Annotated in this window: 16 protein-coding genes; 10 read left to right on the top strand and 6 right to left on the bottom strand. The window is 71.6% G+C overall.

Annotation, left to right across the window (positions count from 1 at the left end):
• Positions 1-27 precede the first annotated feature (27 nt).
• The 6 genes from DEI83_RS00510 to DEI83_RS00480 all read left to right on the top strand — a co-directional run bounded on the left by DEI83_RS00510 (position 28) and on the right by DEI83_RS00480 (position 10506).
• Positions 28-477: a hypothetical protein gene (locus tag DEI83_RS00510; RefSeq protein WP_111079879.1), complete on the top strand. Its 450-nt coding sequence runs from the start codon at positions 28-30 to the stop codon at positions 475-477.
• A 175-nt stretch (positions 478-652) separates the two neighbouring features.
• Positions 653-973 carry a hypothetical protein gene (locus tag DEI83_RS16100; RefSeq protein WP_111079878.1) on the top strand — a complete coding sequence of 107 codons (321 nt, stop codon included), beginning with the start codon at positions 653-655 and terminating at the stop codon, positions 971-973.
• Positions 974-1021: 48 nt separating this feature from the next.
• Positions 1022-1444, top strand: coding sequence for a hypothetical protein (locus tag DEI83_RS00500; protein ID WP_111079877.1), 423 nt, complete (start codon positions 1022-1024; stop codon positions 1442-1444).
• A gap of 562 nt (positions 1445-2006) precedes the next feature.
• A complete protein-coding gene (locus DEI83_RS00490) occupies positions 2007-4697 on the top strand; it encodes a hypothetical protein (protein WP_111079875.1) in 2691 nt (896 codons plus the stop codon).
• On the top strand, positions 4694-6055 hold the full coding sequence (locus DEI83_RS00485; RefSeq protein ID WP_111079874.1) for a hypothetical protein: 1362 nt from the start codon (positions 4694-4696) through the stop codon (positions 6053-6055). Before DEI83_RS00490 ends, DEI83_RS00485 begins: the two co-directional genes overlap by 4 nt.
• A 167-nt stretch (positions 6056-6222) precedes the next feature.
• Complete coding sequence (locus tag DEI83_RS00480) at positions 6223-10506, top strand: FtsK/SpoIIIE domain-containing protein (protein ID WP_111079873.1); 4284 nt, start codon at positions 6223-6225, stop codon at positions 10504-10506.
• 150 nt (positions 10507-10656) lie between these two features.
• Here DEI83_RS00480 and DEI83_RS00475 read toward each other — a convergent pair whose 3' ends face one another.
• From DEI83_RS00475 to DEI83_RS00465, 3 genes are read right to left on the bottom strand one after another with little or no spacing between them, the layout of a single operon-like run.
• On the bottom strand, positions 10657-12786 hold the full coding sequence (locus DEI83_RS00475; protein WP_111079872.1) for a serine/threonine-protein kinase: 2130 nt from the start codon (positions 12784-12786) through the stop codon (positions 10657-10659).
• 47 nt (positions 12787-12833) lie between these two features.
• Complete coding sequence (gene mshD, locus DEI83_RS00470; protein WP_111079871.1) at positions 12834-13655, bottom strand: mycothiol synthase; 822 nt, start codon at positions 13653-13655, stop codon at positions 12834-12836.
• A complete protein-coding gene (locus tag DEI83_RS00465; RefSeq protein WP_111079870.1) occupies positions 13655-14335 on the bottom strand; it encodes a response regulator transcription factor in 681 nt (226 codons plus the stop codon). Before DEI83_RS00465 ends, mshD begins: the two co-directional genes overlap by 1 nt.
• 99 nt (positions 14336-14434) lie before the next feature.
• On the opposite strand from DEI83_RS00465, the gene DEI83_RS00460 reads away from it, so the two are divergent.
• The 3 genes from DEI83_RS00460 to DEI83_RS00450 all read left to right on the top strand — a co-directional run bounded on the left by DEI83_RS00460 (position 14435) and on the right by DEI83_RS00450 (position 16572).
• Positions 14435-14740, top strand: a complete 306-nt coding sequence (locus DEI83_RS00460) for a hypothetical protein (RefSeq protein WP_111079869.1) — start codon at positions 14435-14437, stop codon at positions 14738-14740.
• Between the two features lie 153 nt (positions 14741-14893).
• The gene (locus DEI83_RS00455) at positions 14894-15496 is read left to right on the top strand and encodes an FABP family protein (protein WP_111079868.1); all 603 of its coding nucleotides are present in this window, start codon (positions 14894-14896) and stop codon (positions 15494-15496) included.
• The gene (locus tag DEI83_RS00450) at positions 15496-16572 is read left to right on the top strand and encodes a folate-binding protein YgfZ (protein WP_111079867.1); all 1077 of its coding nucleotides are present in this window, start codon (positions 15496-15498) and stop codon (positions 16570-16572) included. Before DEI83_RS00455 ends, DEI83_RS00450 begins: the two co-directional genes overlap by 1 nt.
• A 99-nt stretch (positions 16573-16671) precedes the next feature.
• Here DEI83_RS00450 and DEI83_RS00445 read toward each other — a convergent pair whose 3' ends face one another.
• Complete coding sequence (locus tag DEI83_RS00445; protein WP_111079866.1) at positions 16672-17460, bottom strand: class I SAM-dependent methyltransferase; 789 nt, start codon at positions 17458-17460, stop codon at positions 16672-16674.
• Positions 17461-17503: 43 nt separating this feature from the next.
• Here DEI83_RS00445 and DEI83_RS00440 point away from each other — a divergent pair, with 43 nt between their 5' ends.
• Positions 17504-18250 (top strand): phosphoglyceromutase, encoded by a 747-nt coding sequence (locus tag DEI83_RS00440; protein ID WP_111079865.1) that lies wholly within the window; start codon positions 17504-17506, stop codon positions 18248-18250.
• Positions 18251-18506: 256 nt separating this feature from the next.
• Here DEI83_RS00440 and DEI83_RS00435 read toward each other — a convergent pair whose 3' ends face one another.
• Both DEI83_RS00435 and phoU read right to left on the bottom strand, forming a co-directional pair.
• On the bottom strand, positions 18507-19049 hold the full coding sequence (locus tag DEI83_RS00435; protein WP_111079864.1) for an AAA family ATPase: 543 nt from the start codon (positions 19047-19049) through the stop codon (positions 18507-18509).
• A gap of 167 nt (positions 19050-19216) precedes the next feature.
• Complete coding sequence (gene phoU / locus DEI83_RS00430) at positions 19217-19888, bottom strand: phosphate signaling complex protein PhoU (protein ID WP_111079863.1); 672 nt, start codon at positions 19886-19888, stop codon at positions 19217-19219.
• Between the last annotated feature and the right edge of the window lie 21 nt (positions 19889-19909).

Below are 19909 nucleotides of genomic sequence, written 5' to 3'. Positions count from 1 at the left end.
ACAGGTGAAAGAAAGTAAGGAGCAGTTATGGATACCTTCGGGCAACCGATGAGGGGTGGTCGGCACTTGTCGACCCCGGTCAAGTGGGTAATTTCTCTGCTGGTGTTGGGACTCTTCGCGCTCGTGCTCTTTGTTTTCTTGATCGGCCCCACGATGCTCAAGAATTTCGACAGCGCGCACAGAACGACGATCAGTTGCAAAATGACGGCGGCCTACGCCGGTTCCGCTTCGAGTCGATCATTGAAGGGAGTCGGTACATCCTCCAATCAGGTTGAGTACCGTTCGCCCGACTGTGGCACGCTCGTGATGAGCGGAGGCTTGACCACCGAGGCAGCCGAGAAGAAGGCAGACGAGGTCGTGCGCGGTGAGCGCTACGACGTCGAGATTGGTGAGGGCTCCGCACGTCTCAAGGGGATCTTCCAGGCCGTCGGTGTCGCCCCTAATGTCTTCGATGTGCAAGCCGGAATCGACGGGTGAGGCTTGCCTGAAAGCGCCACAGCGCTCTCACAGCAGAAGTCGACAGGGCGACCCACTACTTGCGGGGTCCATCGACGAGGAGCAACGTGGGAGCAGAAAGGCGCCGCGGGAACGTGCTGGTGATCTTGATGTTGAGCGCGATGATGCTCATCGCCGCGCTGGTCCTCGGAGGTTCATGGCGTGGAAGGCCTGCGACCGCACGCACGTGATCTCCGTTACGTGCACCGTGACGGGTGCCGAAGGAGACATCGGGTCGAGCGCTTCCGGCACGGGAATCGGATCGTCGTTCGACCAGGTCACGATCATAACGAAGGAATGTGGTCCGCTCGTCCTCCGGCGAGGGATGACAGCCGACAACAAGGACGCGATCGCCGCGAGGCTCGAAGCAGGAGGCTCGAGTCGGTTCGAGATCGGCGAAGCGTCATTCCGACATCGGGAGGCCCTCGTTCGTGTGCGCGAGAAGGTGGTCGTCTTCGGTTTCTCGGAGGAACCGTGACAGGGGCCTGCAGCTGTTGATCACATCGCGCTCCCAGGAGACGTATCGGTGACTGCCGCGAAGTGGAAGATGTCGAAGACCAAGGCCTGGGTGTTGTTCACACTGTGGGCCTTCGTGATCGTCTTCGTGAGTGCGTTCTTCCTCGCGGGACCCGCGGTACTCCAGTCGTACGACGATGCACATCATGTCCAGCTGTCATGTGTCATCTCTTCGGCTGAGGCAAGTAGCGGGTCCACGCGCTCGGCAGGAGGCGTCGGAGCATCGGTTCCGCAGGTGGTCATCGAGTCGGGCGAATGTGGGAGGTTCGTGCTGCGCGAGGGTGTCACCGCGGACAACAGCGACGACATCGCATCTGGCTTCGAGATCGGGGAGAAGTACGATCTCGAGGCCGGCGACGGATCCCTGAAGATGCGAGGTCTGCTGGGGGTGTTCGGTGCCTCTCCGGAACTCCTCGGATACCGTCGCTCTTGAGTCTGCGCCCCGTGACCCGCGTGGGTACGACCGGAGGGAACGACATGGGATTGCGTGACCTGGTCGACGCCCTGGATCAGCGCGGAGATGGGGACGCTGCTTCCGCCGAGCAGATCCTTGCAGTGCGGTCGGTCCTCGCCCGTGCTCTGGCGCAGGAACAGGGGAGTCCAGTGTCCCGGTCGATCGTGCGGGAGGCCGGACGGATGGTCGCAGACTCCTGGCCTCTCCAGAGCGAGCTCGGCGCGCTGGTGCTGACGTTCTCGCGATCGGCGTAGTCCTGGTCTCGGTGATCGCTTCACCGCTCGCCCGACGGCCTGCGGGTCGTCACCGCTGATCGTGTCGCCCGAACGGGGGACTCGTGGGCCTGTGGACAGTCGTCCCTGGACGCTGCAGCCCCGTTAGGATCGAGTCGCTTGTCGGTTCTTGAGGGGGACGATCGCCAATGTCGTTGCGCATGCAGCATCCAGGGGTACGAACGAAGAACGGCCGCGCGCTCGCCGTTGTCGCGATGGCGGGCGCTGCTGCGGTGGTCCTGGCGGGGTGCACGTCCACGGATCGCGCGGTGGAGAACCCGTCCCGCGTCCTGCAGACCGTCGACACGCGCTTGGCGGCGGACGGATCGATCACCACGATCTCCGACACCGCCATCTCCGTCGGTGCCGACGATTCGTCGTCCGAAGTCACGGAGCACGAGGCTGCCAAAGCTGCTTCCGACCTGCCGTTGCGCGTGACGACGCAGTACACGACGGCGAAGAAGAGCGGCACCGACCTCGCGGACCTGGCGGGCTACTCCGGTCGGGTCGAGATCGACCTGACCGTCGAGAACCTGACCGTCCGCTCGCGCAACCTCACCTACGACGTGGCGGGAGCCTCCCGGACGACCCCGGCGCTGGTGGGTGCGCCGTTCAGCATCGCGGCGTCGACGGTCCTGTCGGGGACCGCGCCGAACCGCGTCGTCACCGACACCGCGGACGCGGGCACGGCGACCGACGGCGTCGTCAGCGCGAACGGGGACGGCGACGCCGTCGTGCAGTGGGGCCGTCTGCTGGCTCCGCCGACCTCTGGTGCGAGCAGCACGCTCCACCTCGTCGCGGATGTCGAGGACTTCGCCGCACCCTCCTTCGACATGGCCGCGCAGCCGGGGGTCTCGACGGACCTGTCCTCCACCGGGGTCATGAACGCCGCGTTCGGGTCCGAGAAGGACTCCGAGCTCGCGCTGCAGCGGCGGACGATCGACCTCATCTCGCAGGTCAACGAGGTCCTCGCCCGCGCGGGCGGCACGATCACCGAGGTCCGCTCGAACCTCGAGACGACCTCGGCCACGCTCGGTGTCCGAACGGCGGAGCGGCTCGAGGACAGCAGCACCTCGCTGGCGAGCACCATGCAGTCCCTGTCGGGACAGCTCGGGTCCCTGCAGACCGACCTCGGCGCGACGGTGAGCGGGACCCGGTCCACGGTCCTCCAGCAGTTGCAGGAGACCACCGGCAGCCTCGACGCGCTGCTCGGCGACACGTCGGCCACCGTGCCGACGCCGGCCATCGACGGGAACGGCTGCGCTGCCGAACCGCAGCCGGCCACCGGTGGTGCCAGCGTGTACGGCAACCTCCTGCGGGTGTCCGCGCAGCTCGCCGGGTACGCCGAGGCGAGTGAAGCCTGCAAGCAGCAGGTCAGCGCGCAGCTCGCATCGTCGGTCGGGCCGAGCGATCCGACGGCGGAGAAGTGCGCGGCCGAGGCCGCCCGCTCCTCCCTCACGTGTGCGCTGTTCGCGTCCTCGACGACGATCATGCAGGCGTTGACCAGGCTCGTCGCCACCGGCAAGGACCTCGCGGACAGTCTCAGGAAGACGCAGTTCGCGGAGGACGCCCTGGCCGACTACGGCAAGGTCAGTGCCGCAGTCAGTGGCATCGACGAAGAGCTGGCACAGCTCACGTTCGGGTCGACGTCCGACTCCGGCGAGACTCGGAAGGCCCTCGAGGTGCTGCGAGCAAGCGTGGAGCAGATGCCCGGAAAGATCGACGCCGTCCGGGGTCAGCTCCGCGCGGTGCACGACCAGGCGGAGGGTGCGCGGACGGCGCTCGGCGAGATAGAGGACCCGTCCGGACCGTCGATGCAGGCGCAGAACGCTGCACTTGCGGAACAGATCTGCCGCCTCATCGGACGCGACGCGAGCGGGATACCGCTGTTGCCAACGACCTCGGGGCTCACCGAGAACCAAGCAAATGACCTGCGCTCCTACCTGACGGCGACGCCGTGCGAGGACGGTGACGACCAGACGGTCGAGGAGCCGCTCGACCCGCCGTTCCCGTTCTCCAAGCCGATGGACGTCCGGCTCGATGACCAGCACGACGCATGGGACGCCATCGTGAGCGCCACGAACGTCGATGACACGAAGTCCGCAATCGGCGCCACGCTCGGAGACCTGGAGACGAGCATTGACCAGGTCAGGACGGCAATGGATGCCGTCAGGACGGCCACCGAGGAGGGCGACGGAGGTGTGCAGGACTCGCTGCATGAACTTCGACGGCTCGTCAATAGTCTCGTCGAGTCCGACCAAAAGGTGGCGACCGGCCTCGGAGCGGTCGTAACGCAGAAGGATGCGCTGGCGGAGAAGGTTGAGGAGCGCTTCGCCGATGCCAACGAAGAGACAAAAAAGAAGGTCGACGACCTCATCGACCAGCAGGTCCGCGACGTCTCGGAGCAGGCGGAGACGAGCAACACCGCGGTGATCGAGGCGTTCGACCAGTCCATCGCCGGCCTCCGCTCGACCTCGACCGACGTCACCTCCGGTGCCAAGGGCACGATCGACGAGCAGAAGGGCAAGCTCGAGCAGGAGAACGCGGCCCTCGCGAGCGCGGTCGACGAGCAGACGAGGCAGAGCCTCGAGCGCATCAACGCGAGCACCACCGCGTCGACCCGTGACATCGAAGGTGCGCGCACCCTCCTGACCGGTGACCTCAACCGCGTGATGCTCGACCTCGGCGACCGCAAGGTCAACGGTTCCGGCATCCTCGGCGCGATGGCCACGAGTGCGGCGAAGTCCGATTCCGCGGACTACCAGCTCGCCCTCGCGTCCCAGAACGCCGCCGGGTACGCGAACGTCCGCGCCGAGGACGTGTCGGGCATCTTGTTGCAGCAGGAGCAGTTCCGCGCCTCGCTCGACGCCGCCACGACCCTGCCGGCGTTCCGGATGGACGTGCCGGAGGGTGCGACCTCGACGACGCTGTACACCTTCACCATCGGGGACGCACGATGACGCACCAGGCCGTCGACGAGGTCCAGAGCACCCGCGGCCCGCGTCAGCCGCTCGTCATCGTTGCCGTCGCGGTGCTCGTCATCGCCGTCGTCCTCGCCGCCGTCGTGTTCGTCGTCGACCGGAACACACCGGCCGCCGAGGCGGTCCCGGCGACCGTGCCCGTCCCGCTCCGCGTCGCGCACGTGCCGGACGGGACCAAGATCGGAGTCGTGGTCACCCTCGGTGACGGCGAAGGGTCCGAGTGGGACGAAGCGGCACAGGGGGCCCTCGTCGCCGAACGTCGACTGGCGCTCGGTGGCGTCGACGTCGAACTGGTCACCCGGAACGACGGCGGCAGCGCCGGCGGCGGGGAGCGAGCCGTCCAGGCCCTCGTCGACAGCGGTGTCGCGGGCATCGTGGTCGCCTCGTCCGGAGCACACGTCTCCGGCGCGCTCGAGGCCGCGGCCGACGCCGGCGTCCCGGTGGTCCTCCCGTACGCGTCGAGTGGCAGTGACTCGTGGTCCACCGCCCCCTCCGCCGCATCGGTCAGCGCGGCGATGGAGCAGGCGCTCCGGGGTGCGGAGTCACCGCTCCTGGTCGACCTCGGTGGTGGCGCTCCGTCCGGTCTCGATGTCGCGCACGTGCTGACCGCGGACGACGTCGCCGACGACACTGCCCTCGCGGCAACCGTCGCGGAGCGGACCGGCGCCGTCACGGGCGCATCCACCGCCACCCCCGCAGCCGGCGACGAGGAAGCGGACGAGCAGGCTCCCGTCGACTCCGACGCGGTCGTCGTGAGCGGGCCGGCCGCACGACAGGGGGCGTTCGTCGCCGCCTTGCAGTCCGCAGACGTCACCGTCCCGGTGGTCCTCACCCCGCAGGCGACCAGCCCCGCATTCGGCACGGCCCTGGCCGACGCCGACGGCAGCCTGTCGGGCACGTTCGTGTCGGCGGGGGTGGCGACGGACGATGCGCGCGCCCTCACGTCGGATGAGCAGGGACGCGCGATGTCGGCGTTCCTCAACGGTGTCCGCGTCCTCGCCGACGATGCGGCGGCGCAGAACCTCACAGCCGACCAGCCCTTCTCCGCCGTCGCCTGGGCCGCTGACTCCCGCAGCCACGACGCGGTCGTCGCGCTCGTCCGGGCCGTGGGGTCCGCGCGCAGTGACGATCCGTCCGCCGTCGCGGACGCCCTGTCCTCCCTGCGGCTCGGCGCTGGTGACGGTATCGCCGGACCGGCGCTGGACTTCCGGCAGCAGCAGGCGTTGCGCAGCGACGCGACGGTGCTGGCGGCTTCCTCCCAGACGCTCGGATTGCGTCCGACGACGGCCGAACCGACGGCGTCGCTGGTGTGGTTCCAGGACTCGACCGCTCGCTGATGACCACCCGCACGCCCATGACCTGCTGCTGATGACCGCACGCTGACCGCCGGGGCAGTCGAAGCAGGCGCGGGAAGGCACCGGTCCCCATCCGGTCGCAGCACCGCACCCGCGGCGACACACACCGCGGCACCCCCCCCGCCGCACGGACCACGAGGAGCGCGAACATGCGTCTGTTGATCGAACTCGACGACCGACGTGAAGCGGTCGAGGTCGACGGGTGGGCCGCCACGTCGTGCCTGGGCGAACTCGTCCAGTCCGCCGCTGGCATCACCCTGGAGCCCGGCACGACCCTGGCGGTCGACGGACACCGGACGAGCGTGGACACCCCGCTCCGCGACCTCGTCCTGCTCGAGGGGTCCCGCATCGCACGCGCGCCGGAGGAACGGCCGCAGCTGGTGGACGGGTGGACCGTCACCCTCGCGGGCGGCCTCGACACGGGGGCGGTCGTCCCGATCCCCCGGTCCAGGAGGCTCGTGGTCGGTCGCGCACCCCAGGCCGACCTGGTCCTGCCCACCGAGAGCGCCTCGTGGGAGCACTGCACGCTCGAGCTCGAGGACGACGGCGTCCGCATCCGCGACTCCGGCTCGACGAACGGCACCGTGGTGGCGGGGCAACGACTCGACGAGGAGGGCGTCCTCGTCGAGGTCGGTACGAGCGTCATCGTCGGCGGCGCCGTGCTGCTCGTGCGCCCGGACCTGCACGAGACGACGGTCCCCGCTCCCGGCTCGCTGCCGAACCTGACGCCCGCGGCGACGGCGCCGTTCAACCGGCCTCCGCGCCCCGGGCGGAACCGGGACGTCGAGCCGGTGTCCCCGCCGGCGAAGCGTGACGTGCCGCCCGCGTCGAAGTTCAGCTGGATCACGGTCGCCGCGCCGTTGGTCCTCGCGGGGGCGATGGTCGCCCTCCTCGGCGATGCCCGGTTCGCGCTCTTCGCCCTGCTCAGCCCCGTCACGGCGATCGGCATGTGGTTCGAGCAGAAGCACCGGCGCGCGAAGAACCTCAAGGAAGAGGACGAGCGCTTCGCCGAGGCGGTGCGCGACTTCAGCGGCGAGATCACCGCTGCCGCCGCCGTCGAGGCCGCCCGTCGGCAGGAGCTCGTCCCCGACCCGGCGACCGTGGTCCGACGCGCGCTGTTGCCCGCGACCACCCTCTGGCAACGTCGGGCCGACGACGTCGACTTCCTGAGCCTGCACGCCGGCACGGGCGACGCCCCCTGGCGTCCCCAACTCGACTCGCGCGCGACGCAGATGAAGCTCGAGGAGGCAGCGAAGACCGCCATCGAGGAGAGCAAGCTGACCGCGGCCCCGGTCGTCGCCGACCTCAGCGACGCCGGTGTCGTCGGCATCGTCGGCGACCGCGAGGGCGCCCTCGCCCTGGCTCGGAGCCTCCTCGTCCAGGCGACGGTGCACTGCGGACCCGCAGACCTCACCGTGGGGGTGTTCTGCGACCGGGGCCGCGAGGACGACTGGTCCTGGGCCTCCTGGCTGCCGCACACCCGAGTGGCGGGGAGCAGCACCGGTCAGCGGTGGATGTCGGCCCAGCGTGACCAGGGCGCCGCGGTGCTCCGCGGCCTGCGCGAGTCCATCGACGAGCTGCCGACGCCGGAACTCCTCGTCCTCATCGACTCCGAGGTCCTCACCGAGGGTCGTGAGGCCCCGGCCCGGAGCCTGCTCGGCCACGGTCGGTCGGCGCTCGGTCAGGTGCGCCGCCCCGGCGAACGACCGCGCCGGGTGAGCGGCATCGTGATCGCGACGAACGAACAGCAGCTCCCCGCCGCGTGCACGACGATCATCACGGTCGGGTCCGACGCGGCCGCCACGGTCTACCGCCCGGAGGAGCGGATCCGTGTCGAGGACGTCGTGCTCGCCGGTCTGAGCCCGGCCGACGCCGAGCAGTGCGCCCGGCACGTCGCCCACTTCGACGACCCGGAGCTCCTCGTGCCGGGTGCCTCGCTGCCAGCGCTCGTGCGGTTGCCCGACCTGCTCGCGAGCGCCGCCCCCACCGCCGCCGGGGAGCCGAGCGGTGCCGCGGCCATCCGCGCCGCCTGGCAGGCCCACACCGGCTTCTCGACGCCGATCGGGTCGTCGGAGAGCGGCGTCCTCGAGATCGACCTGGTCCGGGACGGCCCGCACGGTCTGGTCGGTGGCACGACGGGTTCGGGCAAGAGCGAGTTCCTGCGTTCCTTCGTCGCCGGGCTCGCCGCGCGCAACGACCCGACGCGCCTCAACTTCCTGCTCGTCGACTTCAAGGGCGGTGCCGCGTTCGCCGCGTGTGAGCGTCTGCCGCACACGATCGGCACGATCTCCAACCTCGACGAGCAGTTGGCCGATCGCGCCATCCGGGCGCTCGAGGCCGAACTCGGGCGACGCCAGCGCGTGTTCGCCGCAGCGGGTGCCGACATCGACAACCTCGACGCCTACCTCGCGACGAAGCCGTCCGAACCGATGCCCCGGCTGCTGTTCGTGGTCGACGAGTTCGCGATGCTGGCGAAGGACTTCCCGGACGTCCTGACCTCCCTCGTGGCGATCGCCGCCGTGGGTCGTACCCTCGGCGTGCACATGGTCCTCGCGACGCAGCGACCGGCGGGTGTGGTCAGCGAGGACATCCTGGCGAACACGAACATGCGCGTGGCGTTGCGCGTGCAGAGCCGCGAGGACTCGACGAACGTGATCGGTGTGCCCTCGGCCGCGGGGATCGGGCGGCAGCAGACGGGCCGCGCCTACGTGAAGCTCGGCCAGGACGACATCACGCCCGTGCAGACCGCACTCGTCACCGGTCGGGCTCGCGATGCCCGCGCCGAGCAGCCCGTCACCGTCCGGCCCACCGACGTCTTCGGTGTCCCCGCGCCCGTGGCGTTCTCGGCACCGGCGTCGAACGACCTGACCGACCTCGACGTCCTCATCGACGCGATCCGGACGGCGAACGACGAGGCCGGCTACGCGCCGCCGCGTCCGATCTGGCCGGAAGCGCTCGGCACCTCGGTCCCGCTCGACGCGCTCCTGCCGGAGGACGCCCCGAGGTCGCCGGTCCCGTCGCGCGTCCCCGTCGCACTCGCCGACGACCCCGACAACCAGCGGCAGATCCGGACCGGGTGGGACCTCGCCGAGGGCAACCTCATGCTCATGGGGATCCCGGGCAGCGGCACGAGCACGGCCCTCGCGTCGATCGCGCTGCAGCTGGCCCGCACGACGAGCCCCGACGACCTCGACCTGCTCGTCCTCGACATGGGGGCGGGTGACCTCTCGCCGCTCGCGGACCTGCCGCACACGAGCGCCTACGTCGGGTCCGGTGCCGGCGCTGCCGAGCTGCAGACCCGCATGCTCCGACACCTCCGCACCGAGCTCGACCGCCGCCGTGCTGCGCCGGGTGGTCGCCGCGCGGTCGTCCTCCTCGACGGTCTGGCGGCGCTCCGCGACGAGTACCAGGACTTCGAGGGACAGCAGCTGCTCGACGCGCTCTACCGCGTGTACGCCGAGGGGCCGGCGCTCGGCATCTCGTTCGCCGTGTCCACCACCCGGGCGAAGGCCGTCCCCTCGGCGATGGACGAGGTGACGACGCAGAAGTGGCTCTTCCGCCTCGCGGACCCGTACGACTACGCGACGATCGGTGTCCGCCCGAAGGACGTCCCGCCCCCCGTCCCGGGGCGGTTCATCGACTCGACGGCGAAGCTGCAGTCGCACGTGGGCACGCCGACGGGGACCCTCACCGAGGCTGTCCGTTCCGTGCGCGAGCAGTGGGGCGACGTCGCGCCCAAGGCCAGTGCGGTCGGTCGTCTCCCGGGGTCCGTCTCGGTCACCGACCTGGCCGTGCCCGCCCGCTTCGACACGGAACCGTGGCAGCTGCCGGTCGGGATCGCGGAGGACGACCTCGGCACCGCGGTGCTCGAGGTGTACGACGGCGAGCACGTCCTCGTCGCCGGTCCCGCGCGTTCCGGCAAGTCCTCGGTGCTGCTCGCCCTGGCGGCAGCGGCACGGAGCGCGGACGGCGTGAAGCCGGCGGTGTGGGGCATCTGCGACCGCCGCTCGCCGCTCGCGAACGCACTCGAGCACGGGACGGTCGACCGGCTCGCCGTCGGTGCCGACGAGGTCCCGGCGCTCCTCGCCGGCATCCGCCTCGAGCGGGGACCGGTCCTGCTCCTCATCGACGACGCCGAACGCTTCGACGACGGTGACCAGGGCATCGCGTCGCTCCTCGCGACCGAGCGCCCCGGCCTCTGCGTCGTCGCGGCCGGCCGCTCGGCCGACCTCCGCTCGCTGTACAGCCACTGGACCCGCGCGGTCCGGAAGGCCCGCTGCGGCGTGCTCCTGCAGCCCGACGTCGACTACGACGGCGAGCTCCTCGGCGTCACGCTGCCCCGACGATCACCGGTCGCGCTGACCACCGGCCGTGGGTACGTCGCCTCGGGAGGCGCGGTGCGGCTCGTGCAGACGGCCTCCGCCGCGAGCTGACCGACCCGGTCCCGGGCGGCACCCGTCCGGTCCGGGCCCAGCCGCATCCGGCCGCAAAACCGACAGATCACCGCAGGACTCCCGCGGTGATCTGTCGGCTCCACGACCACACTGACCTCCCGGCCGACGGGCACGCCGCCAGCACCCTGGTCAGTCGCGCGTGGTGATACCGAACGGCTGGCTCTCGAGGTTGGTGAAGTTGCCCACGGTCGCCCGCACGGTGCACGACGGCGCGACCGACAGCGCGGTCACGACGAGTCCGTCCGACGACACCGCCAGGGCACCCGAGCACCCGTCGGCGAACCGGACGCCGGACTCGCCGCCTGCGACGTCGGTCAGCATCTCCGAGGGCTTCCCGGCGCTCGGGCTGCGGTAGAGCGGGTTCAGTTCATCCGCACCGCTCGGCCAGACGGGCACGAGCGTCACCGGCAGCGTGGTCTGGCTGACGGTCCGGTCGGGTGTCCGGACGTCGACGCCCTGGAGGCGCTGCACCGGGTACGCGGTGCCGGTCACCTCCTGGTCGGTCACCGCGGCGGTGGTCGCTGCACCGACGGCGTCGAGCCACTCCTGCAGCCCCGTTCCGCCGGACCCCGAGCCGCCGGACCCGGTGCCGCCCGACCCGGAGCCAGCGGCCGCCACGACGTCCTGCGGCACGGAGGCCTGCACCGTGACGGAGCCGCCCGCCTCGATCTCGACCCCCGTCAGGCTCCACGCGCAGGCGGTGTCGACGCCGGTCAGGGACGGTTGGTTCCGCTTCGCGGTCACGCCCTCGCCGCTCCACGTCACCGCCGGGCAGTCGGCGTCCTCGTCCGCGCCGGGGAGGACCTCGAGCAGGGGTCCGCTGAGCGGTGCGGTCTGCGCGCTGTACGTGATCGAGACCTCGACGGTGCCGGCCTGGGGGTCTACGACGGCCTTGCGGGTGGTGGTCAGCCCCGTCGGGAGGGGCCGGTCCTGCTGGTACGCACTCGCCGCCTGCGCTGTCCCCGTGCCGGTGGCGGGTCCCTTGCGCCCCGCGCCCGGCAGCCACACGACGGCGGCGACGACGAGCACCACGACGAGGACGACCCCGACCACGCCGAGGGCGAGCATCCGGTTCGTCAGCCAGTCGGGCCGACGGAAGCGGCGACGGGGCGGCTCGGGTTCGGCCGCGGCGACGGCCACCGGCGGGCGGGCGAGGGGACGGATGACGGTCTGCGACCCAGCCTGCCCGAGCTCGGGTTCGGGTCCCGCTGCGTCGGCGGCCGCCAGCGCGCTGCCCGCGTCCCCGTCAGCCGCACCGGCCGGGGAAGCACCCGCATCGGCCGACGAAGTGCCGGCACCGCCACCGACCGCACCCGCAGCGCCGGACCCGCCGCGCACCACCGTCGCCGGCCGCTCGATCTCGTCGAACGACTCGGGGTCGTCGGCCCGCGGCAGGGCAGGCGCGTCCCGCAGGGACCGTGCCAGTCGGCGGAGGGTGGCCGCGGCGTCGACCGCCGAGGGACGCGCGGCCGGGTCCTTGGCGAGGAGCGACGAGAGGGCGGCCCACAGTGCATCCGGTACGTCGAGCCGCGGCGGGGTGGAGGTCACGTGCCGGTACGCCACCGCGAAGTCGGTGCCGGGCCCGGCGAACGGCGTCCGCCCGGACAGGAGCTCGTAGAGCATCACGCCGGCGCCGTAGACGTCGGCCGCCGGACCCGATCGGCCCTGGCTGATCGATTCGGGCGCCATGTACTGCGGCGTGCCGAGGAGTCCGGTGGTCTTGCGGTCCCGCTCCGCGACGACCGACGCGATGCCGAAGTCCGACACCCGTACGTCGCCCGTGCTGCCCGCGGTCCACTCGTGGTCGAGCAGCACGTTGTCGGGCTTGACGTCCCGGTGGCTGACGCCCTGCTCGTGTGCTGCTGCGAGGGCGTCGAGCGCCTCCGCGGTGATCGTCAGGGCGTCCCGCGGCGGGAGTGTGCCGACGGCGAGCAGGAGGTCGCGGGCCGAACCGCCGCCCACCAGGTCCATGACGATGGCGAGGCGGTCGCCCTCGACGACGAGGTCCCGCACCCGGACGATCGAGGGGTGCTCGAGCGCGAGGAGCACCGAGCGTTCGCGGACGAATCGCTCGACGACGTCGGGTTCCGCGGCGAGTTCGGCACGCAGGAGCTTGGCGGCGAACTGCTCACCCGTCGCGGTGTGCTCGGTCCGCCAGACTTCGCCGGACGCCCCCGTCCCGAGCAGTTCGACCAGGCGGTAGGACGCGCCGAGCGGTTCCCCGCGGCCGTACTGAGAGTGCTGCCCGTCCTGCGCCACAGATCCCCCGTACCCACGATCACCGGCGCGTCGCCGACGGCCTCATGTTACCGGCCGGACCTCGGCGCGGTGTACTGGACGTCGATGGTGTGGTCGACGAACCCCTGGCGCCGGTAGAGCGCCAGTGCGGGGGCGTTGTCGCCCTCGACGTAGAGGGCGACGGCGTCGAGTCCGCGGTCGACGAGTCGTGCGGACCCGGCGCGCATGAGGACACCGCCGAGTCCCCGGCCCTGCAGGTCGGGTCGGACGGCGACGGCGTAGTACTCGCCGACGCCGTCCTCGACCTTGAGCCAGCACGACCCCGCCAGGCGTCCCTCCGCGTCGCGCAGCAGGACGAGGTCGTCGCCGGAGAACCAGGCGTCGGACTCGCGTGCCCGCAGGTCCTCGAGCGTCATCCGGCCCTGCTCGGGGTGCGACGCGAAGGCGGCCGCGTTGAGTGCGAGCCAGTCGGTCTCGTCCTCCGACGAACCGGGGCGGAACGCGTCGAGCCGGTAGCCGTCCGGGAGGCCCGGCTCCGGCCGCGCCGTCGGCACCGGTGCGCGCAGCTGCAGCAGCGTCCGCTCCGCGGACCAGCCGTGTCGCTTGGCGAGGGCCCGGGCGGCCGGGTGGTCGCCGTGGGACCACGCGCGGACCGGGGCCGGGTCGAGGGCGAGTGCCTGCTCGACGAGACGGGCGCCGATGCCGCGCCCACGGGCCTCCCGGCGGACCACGACCTCGACCTCACCGTCGCGGATGACCGCGACCCCGGTGTCGTCGCCGAGCACGCGCGCCCGACCGGCGCGCAGGTCGACGAGGGTCTGGTCGGAGAACGGGGGAGCCTCGCCGTCCGCGACCGCGGCGGCGGCGAGCTGTTCGACGACGGCGAGCACTACTGTCCCTGCAGCCGGTCGTCGTCGTCGTGGACGTTGAAGCGGTACCCGACGTTGCGGACGGTGCCGATGAGCGACTCGAGGTCGCCGAGCTTGGCGCGCAGGCGTCGGACGTGCACGTCGACGGTGCGGGTGCCGCCGAAGTAGTCGTAGCCCCAGACCTCGCTGAGGAGTTGCTCCCGGGTGAACACCCGGGCGGGGTGCGACGCGAAGAACCGGAGGAGCTCGAACTCCTTGAACGTCAGGTCGAGTGGCCGGCCGCGGACCTTCGCGGAGTAGCTCGCCTCGTCGATGACGACGCCGGAGGCCTGGATCTTGGACCCGGTCGGGTTCTTCGAGGCGCGACCGGCGTTGAGACGGATCCGGGCGTCGACCTCGGCGGGGCCGGCGGACTCGAGGACGACGTCGTCGATGTTCCACTCGGTGGTGACCGCGGTGAGGCCGCCCTCGGTGACCACGAGGACGACCGGGGTTGTCGAGCCGCTCGTGGCGAGGATCTTGCACAGGGCCTTCGCGCTGACGAGGTCGGTGCGGGCGTCCACGAACATGAGGTCGCTCTGCGGTGCGTTGACCAGCTGCGCGGCCTCGGCCGGCACGTGGCGGATCCGGTGGCTCAGCAGGCCGAGACTCGGGAGGACGTCGCCGGGCGCGGCCGAGGTGAGTACCAGGAGCTGTGCCACAGGACCTCCAGAGGGAGAAGACGTCGTTGCGCCATCCTAGTGAGCCCGGCGCGACCCACCCGGACGGACGGTCCAGCGCGCGACTGTCATGATGGGGGCGTGAGCGAGACGACGGACCCCGTGACGGCCGAGCCGGCCGCCGGGCCGAGCCAGCGCCGACTGCGCCTGGCGTCCGTCGTGCCGGTCTGGCTGCTCGCGGTCGTCGGTGCGGTGCTCGTGCTCACCCTCACGGCGAAGGACTCCTTCGCCTGGCTGTTGCTCGTGTTCGTCGCGACGGTGTTCGTGAGCTTCGTCCTGCAGCTCGCCACGCAGACGAAGGACGGCCTGGTCGAGCGGATCAGCATCGCCTCGTCGGGGTCGTTCGTGGTGGTGCTCGTGACGGCCCTCGTCCTGCTGGCTCGCTGAGCCTCCTGCGGTGTCGGTGACGGCCGCGTAGACTCCGGGCATGGATTCGCTGCTTGCGCTCGAGCTCTTCTACGTGGGCCTGCTCGGCCTGGCGTCGCTCGCGATCACGTTCATCTCGGTGACGGTCGTCGTCAAGCTCTTCAAGGGCCAGCGGTGATCGAACTGCCCGAGGGCCTGTCGGCCGAGCTCGTCCCGCTGTCCTGGCTGGTCGGCGTCTGGGAGGGCACCGGCGTGGTCGAGTACCCCGTGGGCGAGGACGACACCGTCCGGACCTACGAGTTCGGCCAGCGGGTGAGCTTCAGCCACGACGGCCTGCCCTACCTCAACTACTCGTCGACGACGTGGTTGCTCGACGACGAGCACACCCCGCTCGCCGCCGAGATGGGCTACTGGCGGCTCGACCGGCCGTCCGAGCCCGGCGACCGGGGCCCGGCGATGCTGCTCGGTGACGGCCCGGTGCCGTTCTCGACCACGCAGAGCGTCGAGACCCTGCGCAACCAGACCGACGGCTTCGACGTCGAAGCGGCGATCATCCACCCGACGGGGGTCAACGAGCTCTACGTGGGCCGCGTCAAGCAGGGTCGCATCGACCTCGCCACCGACGCCGTCATGCGCTCCGCCAACGCCAAGGAGTACTCGGCGGCGACGCGCATGTACGGCCTGGTCGAGGGCAAGCTCTTCTGGGCGTGGGACATCGCCGCCCTCGGCCGGGAACTCACCTCGCACGCCTCGGGGCAACTCGCGAAGGTCGACTGATGGGCTCGCCGTTCGCGGACCGTGACGGCTTCGTCGCCACCGATGCGGGGCCGGCCGCGCACTTCGGCAACCCGCTGGGGGAGCAGCGTCTGCTGGCCCGCGGTCGCGCGGTCGTCGAGCTCGGCCTCGGCATCGTGACGGTGACGGGGCCGGACCGCCTGTCCTGGCTCAACTCGATCACCTCGCAGCTGTTGACCGGACTCGCGCCGGGCGCCAGCACCGAGACACTGGTCCTCGACGCCTCCGGCCGCGTCGAGCACGCCGCGCGCGTGGTCGACGACGGCGAGACGACGTGGTTGCTCACCGAGGCGGACGACGCGGCACCGCTCGCGGCCTGGCTGTCGTCGATGCGCTTCATGCTCCGGGTCGAGGTCACCGACCGGTCGGCAGACCTCGCGACGCTCGGCTGGTTCGACGGCGCTGAACCGCTCGGCGGCGCCGAGCCCCTCGCGCTCTGGGTCGACCCGTGGTCGTCGGTGGCGCCCGGCGGTTGGAGCTACGCCGACCTGGAGGCCCACCCCGCCTCAGACTGGACCCTCCGGATCGCCGTGGTCACCCCCGACACCGTCGCTGCCGTCGCCGCCTCGGACATGCCGGTGGCCGGGCTCCTCGCGCTCGAGGCCCTGCGGATCGCCGCCTGGCGTCCGGTGCTCGCCGACGTCGACGAGCGGACGATCCCGCACGAGCTCGACTGGCTCCGCTCGGCCGTGCACCTGTCGAAGGGCTGCTACCGGGGACAGGAGACCGTCGCGAAGGTCCACAACCTCGGACGCCCGCCCCGGCGCCTGGTGATGCTGCACCTCGACGGCTCGGACGGGGTCGTCCCCGCGCCGGGGACCCCCGTCACGCTCGACGGCACCGAGGTGGGGCGGCTCGTCGCCTCGGCCACGCACCACGAGCTCGGGCCGGTCGGGCTCGCCGTCGTCAAGCGCTCGCTCGACCCGGCGGCGGTGTTGACCCTCACCGCCGACGACGTGGTGGTGACCGCCGCGCAACAGGTGATCGTGCCTCCCGGTGCCGGCGCGACGGCCGACGTGCCGCGCCTCCCGCGCCTCGGGGCCGCCCGCCGCGGCTGACCCGCCGCCGATCGCGCCCCGGCACGAACATCGCGCCCCGTTCCGACGGGGCGCGTTGTTCGTGAGCGGGCGCGATGCGTGGTGCGCCGGCGGCGGCGTTCAGGCGGGGGCGACCGCCGACCACGGCACGCTGAGCTCGCCGAGCCGCCACCGCGTCACCCCGTGCAGCACCGGCCACCCGCGGTCACGCATGCCGCCGACGGTCGCGATCCACCGCTGCCGAGGCCCGTACGTGCCGAGCGGCGCCGCCACCGCCCAGGACAGGTCGAGGTCGCGGAGGAACGCGTGCACCCGTTCGCCGGGGACGTTCCGGTGGATGAGCGCCTTCGGCAGTCGCTCGGCCACGATGCTCGGGACGTCGAGACCGGCCAGCCGCAGGGCGACGGTGAAGGTGTGCGGTGCCTCCCGGTCGAGCGTGACCCACGACGCGACCCGCCCGACCTCGTTGCAGGTGCCCTCGACCAGCTGCCCGCCCGGTTGCAGGCGGTCCTGCATGATCCGCCACGACCCGACCACGGCGGACTCGTCGTACTGCCGGAGCACGTTGAAGGCGCGGATCACCGCCGGTCGTCGTCCGTCCGGGGTGGGCGTCTCGAAGCCGCCGAGCCGGAACGTCACCCCGTCACGCGTGCCGGCGTTCGCCAGGGCCACGCGGGACGGTTCGATCTCGATCCCGGTGACCTCGACGTCCGGACGGACCCGGGCCAGACGGTCGCGGAGCTCGAGCGTCGTCGTCGGACTCGCGCCGTAGCCGACGTCGGCCACGAGCGGGTCGTCGGTCCGCCGGAGCACCGGGAGGGAAGCGATCCACCGGTCGACACGACGGAGCCGGTTGTGCCCCGTCGTCCCACGTGTGACGGTGCCGATCGGCGACGCGTTCCCGGGCATGGGACCAGGGTACGGGTGGAGTCGTGCTCGGTAGACTCGGCCCATGACCTCCACGCTCGTCCTGCTCCGTCACGGCAACAGTGACTGGAACCAGAAGAACCTGTTCACCGGTTGGGTCGACGTCCGGCTCTCCGAGCTGGGCGAGAAGGAGGCGAAGCGCGCCGGCGAACTCATCGCCGACTCCGGCATCGTCCCGGACGTCCTGTACACGTCGTTGCTGACCCGCGCGATCCAGACCGCGGACATAGCCCTGCTCGAGGCCGATCTCGCCTGGCTGCCGGTGAAGCGCGACTGGCGCCTCAACGAGCGCCACTACGGAGACCTGCAGGGCAAGGACAAGGCCCAGACGCTCGAGCAGTACGGCGAGCAGCAGTTCATGGAGTGGCGCCGCTCGTTCGACGTCCCGCCGCCCCCCATCGCGGACGACGCCGAGTGGTCGCAGGCCGGTGACCGCCGCTACGCCGAACTCGGCGACCAGCTGCCCCGGACGGAGTCCCTCAAGCTCGTCATCGACCGTCTGCTGCCGTACTGGGAGTCGGACATCACGAAGGACCTCGGCGCGGGCAAGACCGTCCTGGTCACGGCGCACGGCAACTCGCTGCGCGCGCTCGTGAAGCACCTCGACGGCATCTCCGACGACGACATCGCCGGGCTCAACATCCCGACGGGCATCCCGCTCGTGTACGAACTCGACGACCACCACCGCCCGACGAAGCCCGCGTACTACCTCGACCCGGAGGCCGCCGCCGCGGGTGCTGCGGCCGTCGCCGCGCAGGGCGCCAAGAAGTAGGACCACCCGGGGCGACGCAGGTCGCGTCCGGTCTGGAGGCCCGTCCCGGCTGGGGCGGGCCTCCTCGCGTCCGGCCATCCGAGGGTCCGGCCATCCGAGGGTCCGGCCATCCGAGGGTCCGGCCATCCGGCCGTCCGGGGTGGTTGGATCGGGCGACGGGGCGGTCCGAGCGCCGAGCGCCGGGCGGTCCGCGGGCCGGGCGGTCCGGCGTCGGGCGGTCCGGTGTCGGGCGGTCCGGCGTCGGCTCAGGGCCGCGTCAGGCGAAGTGCGCGGCGATCTCCTGGACGAGCACGCCCACGTCGTACGGTCGGGCAGTGTCGACCCGGACGACGGGCGTCACCCCGACCGGCCCGGCCGCGACGCCGTGCTCGTCCCAGAAGGCGAGCACCGAGGCGAGGTCACCGTGCACGTCGTGGCGCACCGGCAGCGTGCCGGGGTCGTAGCGGTCGCGGAGCCGCTCCTCGGCCGTGGCCCGGTCGACGTCGCACCACACCTCGACGGCGCGTGGCGACCCTGCGGTGGTGAGCCCGGCCTCCAGGAAGGCACGGTCACGGGACGGCAGCCAGACGGCGTCGACGACGACGCCGTTCTCGACCGCGCCGGCCATCGACCACATCGTGTCCATCGCGACGCCGCCGAGCGTGCGCGGGTCGATCATCGGTCCGGCGATGTCGGCCAGGAGCTCCTTGATACGGTCCTTCGACAGGAAGGGGCAGCCGAGCACCTCGGCGAGGGCGGCACCCACCGTGCTCTTGCCGGAACCGGGCATGCCGTTGACGATGATCGCGACCTGGGCCATGCCCCGATCCTCCCAGGTCTCCGATCACAGCACACCGCCGAGACAGCAGGACGCCGCCGACCCCGAGGGATGCGGCGGCGTCTCGCCGGTTCGGCGGCGTGTCAGGCAGCCGGGGCTGTCAGGCAGCCGGGCCGTCAGGCAGCCGGGCTGTCTGGCAGCCGGAGTCGTCAGGCCGGGGAGGTCGTGACGTTCGCAGCGCCGGCCCAGTCGCCGGTCGCCAGGTACTCGACCTTCTTGGCGATCGAGACCGCGTGGTCGGCGAACCGCTCGTGGTAGCGGGAGGCCAGGGTGGCGTCGACCGTGTCGACCGGCCCGCCCTTCCACGCCTCACCGAGCACGAAGTCGAAGACGCTGGCGTGCAGCTCGTCGACGGCGTCGTCCTCGTCGCGGATCTCGGCGGCGAGGGCGATGTCCTCGGTGGCGAGCAGACGCGTGAGCTTCTGCGCCATCTGCACGTCGTGGGCGCCCATCTGCTTGAACGTGCCACGGAGGCCCTTCGGCACGACCTTCTCCGGGAAGCGCTGGCGGGCGAGTTGCGCGATGTGCTCGGCCATGTCACCCATCCGCTCGAGCGACGAGCTCACGCGGAGGGCGGTGACCACGACACGGAGGTCGCGCGCCACGGGGGCCTGGCGGGCCAGGATGTCGATGGCGATCTCGTCGAGGCTCGACGCCGCGGCGTCGATCTTGGCGTCGTCGGCGATGACCTCTTCGGCGAGGGCGACGTCCGACTCGCTGAACGCCTCGGTGGCTCGGGTGATCGCGGACTCGACGAGCCCCGCGATCTCGGTCAGACGCTCTTGGACGTCCTGGAGCTCCTGCTGGAACACTTCGCGCATGGGGGAGAACCTCTCTCTGCG

The organism is Curtobacterium sp. MCBD17_021 (assembly GCF_003234525.1).
GTDB lineage: Bacteria > Actinomycetota > Actinomycetes > Actinomycetales > Microbacteriaceae > Curtobacterium.
This window is presented reverse-complemented; position numbering and strand designations above follow the sequence as displayed.

What these genes read in the sequence shown, in the direction of transcription:
- DEI83_RS00510 (WP_111079879.1), top strand. Translation starts at nt 28, where the DNA reads ATGGATACCTTCGGGCAACCGATGAGGGGTGGTCGGCACTTGTCGACC.
- DEI83_RS16100 (WP_111079878.1), top strand. Translation starts at nt 653, where the DNA reads ATGGCGTGGAAGGCCTGCGACCGCACGCACGTGATCTCCGTTACGTGC.
- DEI83_RS00485 (WP_111079874.1), top strand. Translation starts at nt 4,694, where the DNA reads ATGACGCACCAGGCCGTCGACGAGGTCCAGAGCACCCGCGGCCCGCGT.
- DEI83_RS00480 (WP_111079873.1), top strand. Translation starts at nt 6,223, where the DNA reads ATGCGTCTGTTGATCGAACTCGACGACCGACGTGAAGCGGTCGAGGTC.
- DEI83_RS00450 (WP_111079867.1), top strand. Translation starts at nt 15,496, where the DNA reads ATGGGCTCGCCGTTCGCGGACCGTGACGGCTTCGTCGCCACCGATGCG.
- DEI83_RS00445 (WP_111079866.1), bottom strand. Translation starts at nt 17,460, where the DNA reads ATGCCCGGGAACGCGTCGCCGATCGGCACCGTCACACGTGGGACGACG.
- DEI83_RS00440 (WP_111079865.1), top strand. Translation starts at nt 17,504, where the DNA reads ATGACCTCCACGCTCGTCCTGCTCCGTCACGGCAACAGTGACTGGAAC.
- DEI83_RS00435 (WP_111079864.1), bottom strand. Translation starts at nt 19,049, where the DNA reads ATGGCCCAGGTCGCGATCATCGTCAACGGCATGCCCGGTTCCGGCAAG.
- phoU (WP_111079863.1), bottom strand. Translation starts at nt 19,888, where the DNA reads ATGCGCGAAGTGTTCCAGCAGGAGCTCCAGGACGTCCAAGAGCGTCTG.